The sequence below is a fragment of the Roseibium aggregatum genome (genome assembly GCF_017309185.1).
Classification (GTDB): domain Bacteria; phylum Pseudomonadota; class Alphaproteobacteria; order Rhizobiales; family Stappiaceae; genus Roseibium; species Roseibium aggregatum_B.
In genome coordinates, this window is sequence record NZ_JAEKJZ010000002.1 from 208,947 (window position 1) to 224,412 (window position 15,466).

Genomic DNA, 15,466 nt, shown 5'->3' on the forward strand with positions numbered 1-15,466 from the left:
AAATTGTCACCATGACAAATTGGCATCCAACACTTCCCGAGGGACAGGGTCCGCTTTATGTCCGGCTGGCTGACCGGATCGCTGAGGACATCGCCACGGGAACCCTGCCCGCCGGAGTGAAACTGCCTCCGCAACGCGATCTGGCCTATGACCTTGGCGTCACGGTCGGTACCGTCGGCCGGGCCTATGCCGTCGCACGGCAGCGAGGCCTTGTGAGCGGAGAGGTCGGCCGGGGCACTTATGTCCTGGGCAGCCGCGCGGAGACCGCCCTGGTGGAGGATGCGAAACCGGATCTCACCCGCGACACCACGGGGACGGGTGCCGGACCAATGGGGACACGCGCTGTGTCCTGGGTTCAAGGCGCAATGGAGGCTCCGTCCGACACGGCCTTTGCGGGCACCCGGATATCGGTGCCGGCCCCGGAGGCCATCCGCTTCGACAGCACCTCCGCGCCGGAAATCGGTCAGGCCGAAGCTATCCGCGAACTGACCACCGCGATAACCCGCGACACGCCGCACGAAATCGCCAGCTACACCCGCGACGTGCCGGACAGCTGGCGCATTGCCGGGCAAAAATGGCTGTCACGAAGCGGCTGGCAACCTGACGCCGGCAGTATCGTTCCCACCACCGGCGCGCAGGCCGCCATCATGGCGATCGTCGCGGCGACCACGGCCCCCGGAGACCAGGTTGCTTTCGAGACCCTGACCTACAGCTCCATCGCGCGCGGCGCCGCCCTGACGGGGCGCAGGCCGGTTCAGATTGAGCGGGACGACCAGGGCCCCCTCCCCGACGACCTTGCCCGGGTCTGCGCGCAGCGCCATCCGAAACTCCTGTTCGTGATGCCGTCCATGCACAACCCAACAACCGGACTGATGGGCGAGGACCGGCGCGCCGAGATCGTCGCCGTCGCACGGCAGCATAATCTCTGGATCATCGAGGACGAGGTCTATGGCTCCCTCAGGGAAACCGGGCTGACACCCCTGGCCGCCCTCGCTCCGGAACGGACCTTTCACGTCGGATCGCTGTCCAAGTCGGCCACCGCCGGCGTTCGCGGCGGCTGGGTCTCCAGCCCCACGCCGCATGCGCAAAGGCTCTATACGGCGCACAAGATGCTGACCGGAGGCATTTCGTTCCTTCTGGCCGAACTTTCCGCGCGTCTCGTGCTCACCGGCACGGCGGAAAGCTTCCGTGGGAAGATCCTCGAGGAAATCGCCGCCCGGCAGAGCCTCGTGCAAAAACACCTCGGCGCGTTCGAACGGGAAACGGCCCCCGACTGCCCGTTCTTCTGGCTGAAGGTTCCCGACCCTTGGCTTTCCGGCACCTTCAAGGCCGCGGCGGCGGCCTCCAACGTCCTTGTCGATGACGAAGACGAGTTCAAACCCGGCCGGTCGGACAAGGTTTATCACCGCGTGCGCATCGGCATCACCAACCCGCTGACCCGTGGGGAGACCGAGGACGGCATCATCGCGCTGAAGAACCTCCTGGAAGACGGCACGGCCTGCTACGACAGTTTCGAGTAAGGCTTCCCGTGTTTCGACGGGCTTGGTCCGGGCCCTTTCCCCTGCCATACTCGTGCATGTGCTCTCCGGAGGCCGCGCACGATGAAGCATTCCACGCCGATCTGGATCAAGCTTACGGGCGCTGCCCTGCTTCTCTACTGCACCGTCGTGCTTGGCACGGTCTACCGCTATAACCAGGCCATCCTTTCGAAAGCCGACTATGCGGAAATCACCGGCGGCGGCTTTATTTACAACTACCGCATTGCCGACATCCGCAGCGGCATCACCGTCGGACTGCAAAAGCCCCTGCCGCTTGGCACCCGTCTTGTCGCGGAATTTGAAAACCCCGCCGGCGGCACAATCTCAATCGAAAAAGCGGTCTCCCATGCGAGACGCACCTACAGCTTCGAAACGCCTTCATTGTCAGGTGTCGAAGCGCAGCACAGCTACGCCGCCGTGCTGCGGGTGATCGACCCGCATACCGGCCGGGAGATCGAACGCCATGAAAAGGTGTTGAAAAGCACGGTTGTCCCGAAAGCCATGCCTTCCAAACCGCTGACGATCGGGCCCGGTTATTTCCCCAACCCGGACCTGACACCAGGACCGAAAGGGAAATTCAGGTGATCCCGATCCCAGATGCACCTATTGTGCGGCGGGGCCCCAATCCCCATTTGGCGGGAACCTCCTTTGAAGGTCTCCGAAAAAATGGTCGCGATTGAAATTCTGCTCGGGTTAGTCCTGCTGGTCGCCGGTGGCGATATCCTCGTGCGCGGGTCCGTTGGACTGGCCCAGCGCTTCGGCATCTCCGAACTTCTGATCGGGCTGGTGCTGGTCGGCTTCGGCACGTCGACGCCGGAACTCATGACAAGCCTTCTTGCCGCCATGAACGGCTCGCCCGGCATCGCGGTCGGCAATGTCGCCGGATCGAATATCGCAAACATCCTGCTCATCCTGGGCCTGTCCGCGCTGATCTGTCCGATCGCGGTCAAACCGGCCGCGCTCCTGCGCGACGGGCCGGCGAACGCGCTTGCCGCCATCGCCTTTGCCGCCCTTGCGCTTTCGGGAAGCGTCGGCCGCCTGGAAGGCATCGCCCTTCTGACCGCTCTTGCAGTCTATCTCGTCGTCACCTACCGGATGGAAAAAGGCCAGGACACCCCATCCGCCGAGCTCCACCGCAGCGAGGCGCAATCCGTCACCGCGCAACCGGCCGCGTCCGGTCTGCTGCTCAACCTGCTCCTGGCTTTCGGCGGATTGGCGATGATCCTCGGCGGCGCCCATTTCCTGGTGACCGGCGCAACCAGTTTTGCCGCGGCTGCAGGTGTGAGCGACGCCGTGATCGGGGTTACCGTCGTGGCCGTCGGAACGTCCCTGCCGGAACTGGTGACCTCCGTCATTGCCGCCTTCAGACGGCAGACGGACATCGCGCTCGGCAATATCCTGGGTTCGAACCTTTTCAACATCCTCGGCATTCTCGGCGTGACGGCGGCGTTCGCCCCCTTGCAGGTCCCGGGCGAAATTGCCGGCTTCGACATATGGGTGATGCTGGCGGCCACCCTGGCGCTGATCGTCTCTTCCATGAGCGGCTGGCGGATCTGCCGCAAGGAAGCCGCTCTGATGCTGATCGCCTTTGCCGGCTATGCGGGGATCGTGACCTTTAATGCCCTGGTCTGACCGAACGACCGCGGGTCACGAAGGACCGGGTTCCACCGCCAGCGCGCAAAAGGCCGGCATGTCCCCGAAGGGTTCCTCCCGGACATCGACATCCTGGAAGCCGGCCCGGCAAAGGTCCTCCGCGAAACGGGAAATCCAGGCCCTGCCGTCCCTGGCCGTCGCGCATCGGCCGCGCGGCTGAAAGGTGGTCGCAAAGGTGCCCCCCGGTTTCAGGCGCCTCCGGACCTCGTGCAGAAACGCCTGCCGCTCTTCGACGAATTGCAGGACGTTGCAACTGAATACCGCGTCGAAGCGCCGGTCTCCCGGCAGGTCCGCCAGGACGCCCTCAAACAAGTCCAGCCGATCAGCCTTCAGGGCCTCTCCGTTCCTTTTCGCAGCCTGGGCAATCATCTGCGAGGAATGATCGAGGCCCGTAGCGTGCACACCCTCGATCGTTTCCAGGACGGCCTTGACCCCGATCCCCGGACCGCAGCCGATCTCCAGCACCTCCGCACCAGGCTTCAGCGCAAGGAGTCCGACCGTCCACTTGTTCCGGCCGATATTGGATTCGCGATTGGCCATGATCCAGCCGGCCACCGTTCCCAAAACCCCATGAGGCCTTTTGAACTGGCCGACGATGGCTTTCTGATAGGCGGGAACCGCTCTTCTCCCACTGTCCAGATCGTCAGTTGCTTTCGAGCTCTTCCGCATCGGTCTTGCCTTCCAGATTGTTCAATCTCGTTTGAAACGCCCGAAGGGTTCGGCAAGTCTCCCGCAGACGCCCGTCGCTCCAGTCGCGCGAAATCTGCCGCAGAAGCTTCCCCTCTTCTTCATGGATCGCCTGGAACAGGTCCCTGCCCCCATCCGTCAGGGCAATCAGAACAGACCGCTTGTGCTCGGGATTGGGGAGGCTCTCGACCAGCCCCATCTTTTCCAGCCGGTCGACCAGTGCCTGCATCGACTGGCGGGTCATCGCCTTTGCCCCAGCCATTTTCGGAACCGGGCTCGGCCCCTCCTCGGTCAGAAACTCCAGGACGGCCCGCAAGGAAGCCGTCAGGCCGCAGTCTTCCAGCATCCGGTCGGACAGTCCGGCCAGAGCGCGAAAGGTCCTGCGCACTTCGACAATGAGGTCCCGCAGCGCCGCGACTTCGATTTCAGACGGTTCGGACATGCACCCTCCAATTTGACAGCCTATCTGTCATATAGATTTTGACAGATAGGCTGTCAATTGCGTTTGTCCTCCACAAAGTTTTTGCCTTGCTCTCCCCATTTTCCGGACAATCTGCTAAACGGCGGCTTCAAAGCCGCCTCTATCGGGTGGCGCAAGCACAGCGGCTCAAACACAGCGGCCCGAACACTGCGGCCCAAACACTCCGGAACGTCATGATCCCGAACGACATCAAGATCACGCCCGACCTGATTGCCTCCCACGGCCTGAAGCCGGACGAATACGAGCGTATTCTGGAACTTATCGGTCGCGAGCCGACCTTCACCGAGCTCGGCATCTTCTCCGCCATGTGGAACGAGCACTGCTCCTACAAGTCTTCCAAGAAATGGCTGAAGACACTGCCGACCGAAGGCCCGCGCGTGATCCAGGGGCCGGGCGAGAACGCCGGCGTGGTCGACATCGGCGACGGGCAGGCGGTGGTTTTCAAGATGGAAAGCCACAACCACCCGTCTTACATCGAGCCCTATCAGGGGGCCGCGACCGGGGTCGGCGGCATCCTGCGCGATGTCTTCACAATGGGTGCGCGGCCCGTGGCCGCCATGAACGCGCTCCGCTTCGGCGAACCCGATCACTACCGCACCCGGCATCTTGTCTCCGGTGTCGTTTCCGGCGTCGGCGGCTACGGCAATTCCTTTGGTGTGCCGACCGTGGGCGGCGAAGTGGAGTTTCATGCCCGCTACAACGGCAACTGCCTCGTCAACGCCTTCGCCGCCGGTCTGGCGAAAACAGACGCGATCTTCCTGTCGGAAGCCAAGGGGGTCGGCCTGCCGGTCGTCTATCTCGGTGCCAAGACCGGCCGCGACGGGGTCGGCGGCGCAACCATGGCCTCGGCGGAATTCGACGACACGATCGAGGAAAAACGTCCGACCGTTCAGGTCGGCGATCCGTTTACCGAGAAGTGCCTTCTGGAAGCCTGCCTGGAACTGATGGAGACAGGCGCCGTCATCGCCATCCAGGACATGGGGGCCGCCGGCCTCACCTGTTCGGCCGTGGAAATGGGCGCCAAGGGCGATCTCGGCATCGAACTCGACCTCGACAGGGTGCCCGTGCGCGAGGAGCGTATGAGCGCCTACGAAATGATGCTGTCGGAAAGCCAGGAGCGCATGCTCATGGTGCTTCGCCCGGAAAAGGAGCATGAAGCCCAGGCGATCTTCAGGAAATGGGGCCTCGACTTCGCAATCGTCGGCGTCACCACCGACACCCTGCGCTTCGTGGTCAAACACCAGGGCGATGTCGTCGCCGACCTGCCGATCAAGGAATTGGGCGACGAAGCCCCGGAATATGATCGTCCGTGGATCGAACCGGAGAAGCGCCCTGTCCTGTCCGCCTCCGAAGTTGCCGAGCCCACTGATTACGCCGAAGCGCTCCTGACCCTGATCGGCAACGCCAACGGCTCCTCCCGCCGTTGGGTCTACGAACAGTATGACACCCTGATCCAGGGCAATACGGCAGCCTCTCCCGGCGGCGATGCCGGCGTGATCCGCGTCGAAGGCACCCGAAAGGGCCTCGCCTTTTCCGTCGACGTTACGCCCCGCTACTGCGAGGCCGACGCGTTCGAGGGCGGCAAGCAGGCAGTCGCCGAAGTCTGGCGCAACCTGACCGCCGTCGGCTCCGAACCGCTGGCGGCCACCGACAACCTGAATTTCGGCAACCCGGAAAAGCCGGATATCATGGGCCAGTTCGTCCATTGCATCAAAGGCATCGGCGAAGCGTGCCGTGAACTCAACTTCCCGATCGTCTCGGGCAACGTGTCGCTTTACAATGAAACCCACGGTGAAGCGATCCTGCCGACTCCCGCCATCGGCGGTGTCGGTCTCCTGCCGGACGTCACCGTGCGCGCCGGCACGGCATTTGCGAACGAAGGCGACGCGATCCTTGTTATCGGCGGGCTTGGCACCCATCTCGGCGCCAGCCAGTACCTGGCGGACATTCTCGGCCGCGAGGAAGGCGCCCCGCCCCCGGTCGATCTGGCTGCGGAGAAACGCCGCGGCACCCTTGTCCGGCAATTGATCGGCGCCGCACGGCTGACCGCCGTCCACGACATCTCGTCCGGCGGTCTCGGCGTGGCGCTCGCGGAAATGGCGATGGCCGGCGGGATCGGCGCCACGGTCAGAATCGAGGGTACCGCCCATGCCGCGCTGTTCGGGGAAGACCAGGGCCGTTACGTTATCTCGGTCGCGCAGGACAAGCTCGAAGCGGTTCAGGAAGACATCCTCGACGCGGGCATCGACGTTCAACAAATCGGCACCACGGGCGGCACGGATTTGACTGTTGAGGGGGTTCTCACCATATCCGTTGCAAACTTGAAAAAAGCACACGAGAATTGGTTTCCGAATTACATGGCAACTGCCTGAGACGGTTGTCTTACAGGAACCTGACAAAAGGACCGATGCACGATGCCGATGAACGCGAATGAGATCGAAACCCTGATCAAGGCGGCTCTGCCCGACGCTCAGGTGGAGATCCGGGATTTGGCTGGTGACGGTGACCATTATGCGGCGAACGTCGTCTCGGAAGCCTTCCGCGGCAAAAGCCGCGTACAACAGCATCAACTGGTCTACCAGGCACTGAAGGGCAACATGGGAGGGGCGTTGCATGCCCTGGCGCTTCAAACCAGGGCGCCGGACTGACCGCGCCGGATTGACATGGTGCCGCGCCAGGCACATGTGAAGTTGAAATTCCCGCCGCAAGTCGCCACACAAGACGGAAGACCGGCGGAACCAGACACAAAGGACGGATAAATGAGCATCCAGGACTGGATTAAGAACGAAGTCGACACCAACGACGTGGTGCTGTTCATGAAAGGCACGCCGAACTTCCCGCAATGCGGGTTCTCCGGTCAGGTCGTTCAGATCCTCGACTATGTCGGCGCACCGTACAAAGGCATCAACGTTCTGGAAGACGACGATCTGCGTCAGGGCATCAAGGACTTTGCCAACTGGCCGACCATTCCGCAGCTCTACATCAAGGGCGAATTCGTCGGCGGCTGCGACATCATCCGCGAGATGTTCCAGAACGAGGAACTCCAGGGGCTGCTCTCTGAAAAAGGCATCGACGCCAAGAAAAGCGCCTGAACGGACACTCCTTAAGAACACCAGATGACGAGGGGCGGATTATCCGCCCCTTTTTCGTTCGGCCCGTCGCAGCCTATTCGTCGAGAAACCTGAAGTTTTTCAGCAACACGCCGCCCCGCGTTCGCGGAAAATCGTTTGGAGCCGGAAGGTCCAGACGCGACGCCACCACATTGGCGATCGCCACGATCCCGTCTCTCGAGTTCGGGTTCAATATTCCGACGATTCGCAGATACATCTTGCCTTCGACCGCGTCTTCGTAGCTCCCGATGACTTCCACGCCGTTGTAGTCGCCGATCCTGACGGCCCGAACCAGGTCGCGCGTCGGCTTGGCGTGATTGGCGACCGCTCGCTGAAATGCAGTCCCGGCGAGAAGACGGCCGACGGCGTTCAGGCGCTCCTGCGTCGTCGCCAGCTTCAGTGTCATCGGAACGAACTGGATGTTCTCGATCAGCTTGCGGTCTTTGGTGATGAAATTCAGCTTGACGAACGCGCTTCCCCGCCCTGGCGCCTGATCCATCAGGACGACGACGTCGTCCTCCGTCGGAACGAGAAAGGAAAACGGCGCCGGCACCGCAAGGCCGTGGCGGCTGGCGAAGGCCTCATCAACCCGGACGGTCTTGCCGACGACCAGCCCCTCAACGGAAAGCAGATTGAATTTCACCGTGCCGCTCATTTGTTGCGCCGAAGCCGGGAGGGAACAAAGCAGAGCCACGCAAAGAAGAAGGCCGCAGGTCTTTCGAAAAAACATGATCATATCCGAAGTCGTGTTCTGAAAAGGTCGCAGGAGAAAGGAGGACACCTGAATAACGACCCGGCGAACGGGGATCTGTCAAGGATCGGGACCGGATCTCTGCCGCCGAAGTTATGTCTCAAGTTTTCCGTAACGGCAGATCTGTGCCGGGCGGTAGAACGTGGCGCGCAGCTTATCCAAGGTTTAGCCGAATCGAATCCGGCCAAATTGGGGCGTGCACTCGGCAAAATGTGCCGAATCACCTAAGCTGAACGCAAGGTGAATGCGGATTTCAGGGTGAGTACAGGTGTGTTCCGCCATTTTCCGACCATATCGCACGGCCCAAAGGACGGGCCGGGAAATGGGACCGGGGATTATGAAGAAATTTGCAGTAGCGACGACAACCACATGCGCTCTGGCTCTGACCGGAGTGGGCCTTGCCCTTTCGGGCGGCGCAAAGACCGATAGCGAACTGCGACGGATCGACTGCCAGGCCATCACCATGTTCATCCCCTCCCGGTACAAGAGTGCCGAGGAACTCTGCGCCAACTATGGCGGCGTGGCCCTGAAGGACGCACTGCCCAGCGAAAAGGGACTGGTTATCCTGGTCCGCAATCAGCCCATGGGCGGCTTCCAGGGCGGCAACACCGTTCGCTGAGGGTCGACAAGCCGGACAGACCCTTGACGTTCGGATGCTGTTGGAAGCGGCGCTTGTTCCGGCCGCGAATTTGTCCGCATAGCCATCAACTGCCCTATGGAACAGCGCCTCTGAGTGAACGTGCCCCCCCCTCTTTCCGGAGGTGCTTCGAAGGAAATCTTCTATCCTTGGAGGTCCGGGAACGTCTTGTCCGCCAGGGCGTTGACGGAAAGCATAACTGTTGCGGCACAGGCAAAACCCGCGCTCAAGGCGCTCACGATTGACTTCACAGCCGGTCTCCATGGGTTAGGACGCCTGGCTGGGACATGGCTCGGCGCAATCTCTAATTCATGAGTTTTATACTCAAGTTTTTAGATCTTGTCCAGCCGGCTCCTCGATCTATTGCTGGAGGGGCACACCCCTCACCCCGAGATCGCCTTCACCTCCAGAAAATCCTCCAGGCCGAATTCGCCGTATTCCCGGCCGTTTCCGGATTGCTTGTAGCCGCCGAAGGGTACGTCCCAATCGGGGCTGCCGCCGTTGATGTAAACGCTGCCTGCGCGCAGTTTCCGGGCAACCCGCCTGGCCCGCTCCGGATCGCCTGTCTGGAGATAGGCGGCCAGGCCGTAAGGCGTGTCGTTGGCGATCGCGATGGCGTCTTCTTCCGTATCAAACGGGATCATCACCAGGACCGGCCCGAAGATCTCGTTGCGGGCAATGGACATGTCGTTGGCGACATCCGCGAAGACGGTCGGCCTGACATAGTAGCCGGTTTCGAATCCCTCCGGCCTGCCCGGCCCGCCGGCCACCAGGCGCGCGCCCTCCTCGATGCCTTTTTCGATATGACCCTGGATCCTGTCATATTGCTGCTCGCTGATCACCGGCCCGATGTGATCGCCTTCCTGCGCGGGATCGCCCACCTGGACGCTGTCCGCGACCCTGCCGGCGAGAGCTACCGCTTCGTCATAGACGGTTTGCTCGACAAGCAAGCGGGTAGGCGCGTCGCAGGATTGTCCGGAATTGGAGAAACAGCTTTCTATCGAATAGCTTATCGCCGTTTCCAGATTCGCGTCGGCAAAAAGAAGGTTCGCGGATTTCCCGCCAAGTTCCAGCGCAACGCGTTTCACGGTCGGCGCCGCGTTGCGGCTTACCGAGATCCCTGCCCGGGTCGACCCGGTGAAGGAGATCATGTCGATATCCGGATGCAGGGACATGGCCTCGCCGACGCTCGGGCCGTCGCCATTGACAAGATTGAAGACACCCGGCGGGCATCCCGCCTCGTCGAGGATTTCCGCGAACAGCAGAGCGGAAAGCGGCGCGATCTCGCTCGGCTTCAAGACCATGGTGCAGCCGGCGGCGAGTGCCGGAGCGACCTTGGCCACGATCTGGTTGATTGGCCAGTTCCACGGCGTGATCAGACCGCAGACGCCGACCGGTTCGTGCCGGATGAGACTGCCGCCGCGCGGACTCGGACGTTCGAAGACATGCGACTTCAACGCCTCCAGCGTCGCCTGCAGATGACCGGTACCGGCCGGGGTCTGCTGCTCGCGGGCGAAGGTCTTGGGAGCCCCCATTTCCAGACGGATCGCCTCGTCCATCTCCGGTGACCGGCGCCCGTAAACACCGACGATCCGTTCCAGCAGGGAAACACGCTCTTCGACGCGCGTATCCGACCAGGTCGCAAACGCCCTGCGCGCAGCCGATACGGCCAGATCGACATCGGCAGGAGACCCCAGAGAAATCGTGGCGACAGGCTGCTCGGTTGCCGGATCGATCACTGAAAAATCATTGGGAACAACCGGTTCTACCCATTTTCCACCGATATAGAACTGCCGTTTCTCGATCATTGATCCGTCACCGCTTTCAAACATATTCGATTTGCCGCGCCCCGTGCGGCACGACCTCATATCCAGGCTCTTCCGGCTCGTCGTCAACCATTTCCGCGGGAAAATCCGGCGCGAGGATAGCCAGGCCGGTCGCCTCTTCCAGCCGCCTGACGATGTTCGGCGACAATTCACGCGGTCCGTAGCGCTGGATACCATCGGCGAAGATCCGGTTGAGCAGCGGCGAGACCTCCAGCGGCACGTCATGGGCGTCCGCGAGCGCCTGAAACAGGCCGATATCCTTGGCGACCAGATCCATGGTGAAGGAGATGTCGCGCGAACCGTTCAGGATGACCTGGCTTTCGGTCTCATGCACGAAGGACGTGCCGGAGGAAATGCGGATCGCCTCGTAAGCCGTTCCGAGATCCATCCCCGCGGCCTTGCAGGTGACCAGCGCCTCGACACAGGAGACCAGATTGGCCGTCGCCAGATAGTTGGTCACGACCTTAAGCACGGAGGCCGAGCCGATCTCGCCCGTGTGCAGCACACGCCGGCCGAGAACGGTCAGGAATGGCAGAGCTTTCTCGAAGGTTGCGCGCGAGCAGCCGGCGAAGATGGAAATATTGCCGGTCGCCGCCCGGTGGCAGCCGCCGGAGACAGGGCACTCGATGGCCTCCGCCCCGGTCGCGATCACTTTTTCCGCCAGCCGCCGGACTTCGTTAGAATCTGTTGTCGACATTTCAGCCCAGATCCGGCCCGGGCCGATCCCTTCCAGAATGCCATCCGGCCCCTCGATAACGGCTGCACAGGCGGCCGGGCTCGGCAGGCAGGTGATAATCACATCGCATGTTTCGGCGAGTTCCTTCGGCGACCGGCCGCGTTTCGCGCCTTTTCGCACAAAGCTCTCGACCAACAATTCGTTCAAATCGTGCACGACAAGGTCGTAACCGTTGCGCAGAATGCTGCCCGCCAGCTTGCCGCCGACATTTCCAAGACCGATGAACCCGACACGCATGCGAATGCCCCTTTTCAAGGATTGAGTGCGTATCAGGATGCTCTCCCCGAAAAACAAAGAGAAACGATATAAACAATAGACATTACACGTTTTATTTTATCAATTGAGGGTCATGGACTCACTCCCGAACCTGCTCTGGCTCAGAAGCTTCGAGGCTGCCAGCCGGCTTGGCAGCTTTACGGCGGCCGGCGTCGAACTCGGCCTCACCCAGGCGGCGGTAAGCGGCCATATCAGCGCGCTGGAAACCCGGCTCGGCCATGCCCTCTTTCACCGCACCACGCGCAAGGTGGACCTCACCGAAAGCGGACGCGCCTATCTTCCAGCCGTCCGCAAGGCTTTGCAGGACCTCGCCAAATCGACCGAAAACCTCTTCGGTGGCAAGATATCCGGCGCCGTGACCCTGCGCGCGCCAATCTCCGTGGCGACCTTGGTCATAGCACCAGCGCTGGCCGCGTTTCTGGAAAGCCAGCCGGAGCTCAACATCAGGCTCCTCTCGGCGATCTGGGCCGACACCGCCCTGGAAACCAATATCGATTTCGAAATCCGCCTTGGCGCCGGCCAGTGGCCCGGCTGCCAAGCGGAAAAGCTCGGAGACGATTTTGTCGTGCCCGTCTGTTCGCCGTTCCTGGCAAAGGGCCTGAAGACGCCTGCCGATCTGCTGAAGCTGCCGCGCGCGCATATTCTCGGCTTCGACGATCACTGGCCGCGCTTTTTCGAAACCCTGGCACTCCCGGTTCATAGCCCGACGCCCTCCGTCACGGTGGACACGTCGATTGCCGCGCTTGAATGGGTGTCTTCCGGCGGTGGCGCCGCGCTGCTCCTGGAACGCGCCGCACGCCCTCTGGCGGCAAGCGGCCGCATTGCCATACCTTTCAAGGAAAAGATCCCTTTGGGACAGGGGCACTATCTCATTCACCGCCAAAACGCCCCACCTTCGAGACCCGCTGTCAGGGTGACGGAAAATTGGCTGAGGGAACTGTTCGGAAGTTGAGCGAAGTTTCTTTCTCTGCCTCATCCTGAGGAGGATCGTCAGATCCGTCAAAAAGGATGAGCGGCATAATCCGGAGCAAGCGGCCCATCCTTCGAGACGCGTGCAAGGTCGCTCCTCAGGATGAGGTCAGATATCGTTCCAGAACAGCTCCTACTCCGCCGCAAACAGCTTCGCCGTCATCGCAAGGCTAGCGCCACAGGGCTCTTCGTCCTCGTCGCCATCCGTCTTCGCCGCGCCTTCGGCGGGCCTCAGATTGACGAAATCGTAGAGCGAGCGGTCAAGCAGATGAGACGGCCGTGTGTGGCCGAGCGCGCGCGCCATGACGCCAAGTCGGCCGGGACTGGCCTTTTCCCAGCCCTGCAGCATACGCTTGACCTCCTCGCGCTGCAGGCCGTCCTGCGAGCCGCAGAGATTGCAGGGAATGATCGGGAACCGCATGCCGTTCGCGAACTTCGCGATATCGCTTTCCGCCGAATAGGCGAGCGGGCGCAACACCAGAAGGTCACCCTCGTCATTGATCAGCTTCGGCGGCATGGAGGCAAGACGCCCGCCGTGGAAGAGGTTCATGAAAAAGGTTTCCAGAATATCTTCCCGGTGATGGCCGAGAACGATGGCCTCGCAGCCCTGTTCCCGCGCCACCCGATAGAGGATGCCGCGCCTGAGGCGGGAGCACAGCGAGCAATAGGTGCGGTTTTCCGGGATCTTGTCGGTGACAATGGAATAGGTGTCCTCGCGCACGATGATGTGCTCGATGCCGTTCTCTTCAAAGAACTTCGGCAGAATGTCCGTCGGAAACCCGGGCTGGGCCTGATCGAGATTGCAGGCAATCAGATCAACAGGCAGAAGGCCACGCCATTTCAGCTCGATCAGAACCGCCAAAAGCGTGTAGCTGTCCTTGCCCCCGGACAGACACACCAGCCATTTGGGCCGGGTCTCCTGCGTAATCCCCTCCGGCAGCATGCCGAAATCGCCGATCGCCTCACGCGCCTGCCGCAGGAGCCGCTTGCGCAGCTTCTTGAACTCGACGCTGGACGGCGCGCCGCGCAAGAGCGCGGGGACATCCGTATCTGTACTGTCGGCAATGTCGTTCATTCAGGCGGCCTTCGCGCGCGTTCGTGTCTTCTGTATTCGCGCTGACATAGCGGATTGTCGGCACAATACCAAGGCGAAAGGGCGGATTTCCGTAACGTAATATGCTATAAACCTCTGGCTGCGGGGCCTCAGAATTTCTTTTGCAGAAGGAAAGGCATTGTCATGACGGCGACACTCGATATTCAGCAACCGCAGCCATTCGATCTGGTGGACAACAAGATCCTGATTGCCGGAAACGCCACCGCGTTCGAAGGCGCGCTTACGATCCGCGTTTCCGACGGCCACGACGAATATGCCTCCTTTACCCAGGTCGGCGCTCTCGGGCTCAGGCAGTTTCAGGGCTTCATCGACATTCCCGAAACGAACAGCTTCCAGCTCAGCCGTTTGTTCCTGACACTTTCCGACGACACCGGCAATGAGAACGGGCCGTCCGTCGTGGTCCCCGTCCTGTTCGGTCCGAAGATCCTCCCCGGCTATGGCGGTTGGCGGCCCTATACGGTCCAGTCCGGCGACACGCTGACCAAGATCGCGCAAGCGGAATACGGCAACAGCAACTTTCAGCCGATCTTCGAAGCGAACCAGGACATCCTGACCAACCCGAACCTCATCTTTCCGGGCCAGATGCTGAGGGTCCCGAGGGACGATATTTAGATTTTTTGCGAAGTGGGCTAGGAACGACCCGACCTCATCTTGAGGAAACGCTCGTGTCCCGGCCTGCATGAGGCCGGGACAAATGTTTGGATTTTTTGAGTGATGACGGACTCAGGCGACTTTCTTACGCCGCGCAACTAGCCCAATTCCGAGCAATCCCGACAGCATGAGTGGTATACCTGCGGGTAGCGGAACAGGCGTCACTAGATCTGGAGGAAGCGCTTCGTTAAACGATATGTTGTCGATAAAAAAGTCGAATTGATTGCCAAAATCTACTGTAGACAAGCCACGAATCTGAACCGTGTCACCTGTCGCAGCAAAACCAATAGTTTGAAAACCACCAGATGTGTTGCTTGGTAAACTGAAGATTGCAGAATTTCCAGCGTTGTCAGAAACCTCATACGATGCTTCGACGGTCATGCCATTGAAAACATCGAGAAAGAAATTGGTGATATTTTCGCTGAAGGATACTGTGATTGGATTTTGTGCTCCTGTCAGAACAGCACCACCAGAAGGAAAATCTGCGGCTCCGTATGTAACAGTATCGTTACCTGGTAGATTTGTGGCGCCGCTTAAAAACGTGCCGCCATCTAAGGTCACATCTACCGACCCAATAGTTATAGTGGGTGAGATCAAGCTAGCAGCAGCGAATGTTGTTGGCCCAGTGAACCCTTGATCGTCAAAGTTAATAGTCACGGCTAGCGATTGCGAAGAATACGCGACCATAATCGCCGAAAATGTTAAGACACCAAAGTACTTCTTTGTCACTATCATTCCCTCTGTTACTTATAATTAAAATAGCCCCCAATAGAGGGGCAGAGAACAAATGGTTAAAAAACCATTTACAATTAAAAATTGTTAACAGAGCTGTACGATAAAGTCGAGGCCTATTTCGATGCCACCGAACCGCCCCCACCTGCGTACGTACCACTTCCAGTCCGTGCGGAATAATTGGCTCAGGTAATAGTTATCGGATTCCCAATTTGATTTTGCTTTGATAGATGAGTTGCCGACATGATTTGGAGATCGGCAATGCGCCCTATGTTTAGTGACGAAGACTGGACGCTTGCCTTGTA

At 60.6% G+C, this 15,466-nt stretch carries 16 protein-coding genes; 9 read left to right on the forward strand and 7 right to left on the reverse strand.

The features are described from left to right. The first annotated feature begins 11 nt into the window (after nt 1-11). The 3 genes from JF539_RS13180 (at nt 12) to JF539_RS13190 (ending at nt 3,170) form a co-directional block, all read left to right on the forward strand. Nucleotides 12-1,520, forward strand: a complete 1,509-nt coding sequence (locus tag JF539_RS13180; RefSeq protein WP_207141134.1) for a PLP-dependent aminotransferase family protein — start codon at nt 12-14, stop codon at nt 1,518-1,520. Nucleotides 1,521-1,601: 81 nt separating this feature from the next. Beyond that, nucleotides 1,602-2,123, forward strand: a complete 522-nt coding sequence (locus JF539_RS13185) for a hypothetical protein (protein ID WP_207141135.1) — start codon at nt 1,602-1,604, stop codon at nt 2,121-2,123. A 63-nt stretch (nt 2,124-2,186) separates the two neighbouring features. Next, nucleotides 2,187-3,170: a calcium/sodium antiporter gene (locus JF539_RS13190; protein ID WP_236042483.1), complete on the forward strand. Its 984-nt coding sequence runs from the start codon at nt 2,187-2,189 to the stop codon at nt 3,168-3,170. A gap of 15 nt (nt 3,171-3,185) precedes the next feature. Here the strand turns inward: JF539_RS13190 and JF539_RS13195 are convergent, their stop codons facing one another. Together JF539_RS13195 and JF539_RS27905 are read right to left on the reverse strand one after the other, a co-directional pair. Beyond that, nucleotides 3,186-3,860, reverse strand: a complete 675-nt coding sequence (locus JF539_RS13195; RefSeq protein WP_207141136.1) for a class I SAM-dependent methyltransferase — start codon at nt 3,858-3,860, stop codon at nt 3,186-3,188. After that, a complete protein-coding gene (locus JF539_RS27905; RefSeq protein ID WP_207141137.1) occupies nt 3,835-4,320 on the reverse strand; it encodes a MarR family winged helix-turn-helix transcriptional regulator in 486 nt (161 codons plus the stop codon). The genes JF539_RS13195 and JF539_RS27905 overlap by 26 nt, the downstream gene beginning before the upstream one ends. Before the next feature lie 212 nt (nt 4,321-4,532). Here JF539_RS27905 and purL point away from each other — a divergent pair, with 212 nt between their 5' ends. The 3 genes from purL (at nt 4,533) to grxD (ending at nt 7,451) form a co-directional block, all read left to right on the forward strand. Next, a complete protein-coding gene (gene purL, locus JF539_RS13205; RefSeq protein ID WP_207141138.1) occupies nt 4,533-6,731 on the forward strand; it encodes a phosphoribosylformylglycinamidine synthase subunit PurL in 2,199 nt (732 codons plus the stop codon). 42 nt (nt 6,732-6,773) lie between these two features. Continuing rightward, nucleotides 6,774-7,007 (forward strand): BolA family protein, encoded by a 234-nt coding sequence (locus JF539_RS13210; protein ID WP_207141139.1) that lies wholly within the window; start codon nt 6,774-6,776, stop codon nt 7,005-7,007. Nucleotides 7,008-7,118: 111 nt separating this feature from the next. Continuing rightward, on the forward strand, nt 7,119-7,451 hold the full coding sequence (grxD, locus tag JF539_RS13215) for a Grx4 family monothiol glutaredoxin (protein ID WP_207141140.1): 333 nt from the start codon (nt 7,119-7,121) through the stop codon (nt 7,449-7,451). A 73-nt stretch (nt 7,452-7,524) separates the two neighbouring features. Here the strand turns inward: grxD and JF539_RS13220 are convergent, their stop codons facing one another. Then, nucleotides 7,525-8,124, reverse strand: coding sequence for a hypothetical protein (locus tag JF539_RS13220; protein WP_207141141.1), 600 nt, complete (start codon nt 8,122-8,124; stop codon nt 7,525-7,527). A gap of 433 nt (nt 8,125-8,557) precedes the next feature. On the opposite strand from JF539_RS13220, the gene JF539_RS13225 reads away from it, so the two are divergent. Further along, on the forward strand, nt 8,558-8,839 hold the full coding sequence (locus JF539_RS13225; protein ID WP_207141142.1) for an antitermination protein: 282 nt from the start codon (nt 8,558-8,560) through the stop codon (nt 8,837-8,839). 401 nt (nt 8,840-9,240) lie between these two features. Here JF539_RS13225 and JF539_RS13230 read toward each other — a convergent pair whose 3' ends face one another. Next, nucleotides 9,241-10,665, reverse strand: a complete 1,425-nt coding sequence (locus JF539_RS13230) for an aldehyde dehydrogenase family protein (protein WP_207141143.1) — start codon at nt 10,663-10,665, stop codon at nt 9,241-9,243. A gap of 16 nt (nt 10,666-10,681) precedes the next feature. Further along, the gene (locus tag JF539_RS13235; RefSeq protein ID WP_207141144.1) at nt 10,682-11,656 is read right to left on the reverse strand and encodes an NAD(P)-dependent oxidoreductase; all 975 of its coding nucleotides are present in this window, start codon (nt 11,654-11,656) and stop codon (nt 10,682-10,684) included. A 112-nt stretch (nt 11,657-11,768) separates the two neighbouring features. On the opposite strand from JF539_RS13235, the gene JF539_RS13240 reads away from it, so the two are divergent. Continuing rightward, on the forward strand, nt 11,769-12,647 hold the full coding sequence (locus tag JF539_RS13240; RefSeq protein ID WP_207141145.1) for a LysR substrate-binding domain-containing protein: 879 nt from the start codon (nt 11,769-11,771) through the stop codon (nt 12,645-12,647). 150 nt (nt 12,648-12,797) lie between these two features. Here the strand turns inward: JF539_RS13240 and ttcA are convergent, their stop codons facing one another. Continuing rightward, entirely contained in the window at nt 12,798-13,739 is a 942-nt protein-coding gene (gene ttcA / locus JF539_RS13245; RefSeq protein ID WP_207141146.1) for a tRNA 2-thiocytidine(32) synthetase TtcA, read from the reverse strand. Between the two features lie 162 nt (nt 13,740-13,901). On the opposite strand from ttcA, the gene JF539_RS13250 reads away from it, so the two are divergent. After that, the gene (locus JF539_RS13250; RefSeq protein ID WP_207141147.1) at nt 13,902-14,390 is read left to right on the forward strand and encodes a LysM peptidoglycan-binding domain-containing protein; all 489 of its coding nucleotides are present in this window, start codon (nt 13,902-13,904) and stop codon (nt 14,388-14,390) included. 111 nt (nt 14,391-14,501) lie between these two features. On the opposite strand, the gene JF539_RS13255 is transcribed toward JF539_RS13250, so the two are convergent. Beyond that, entirely contained in the window at nt 14,502-15,158 is a 657-nt protein-coding gene (locus JF539_RS13255) for a VPLPA-CTERM sorting domain-containing protein (protein ID WP_207141148.1), read from the reverse strand. Nucleotides 15,159-15,466: the final 308 nt, after the last annotated feature.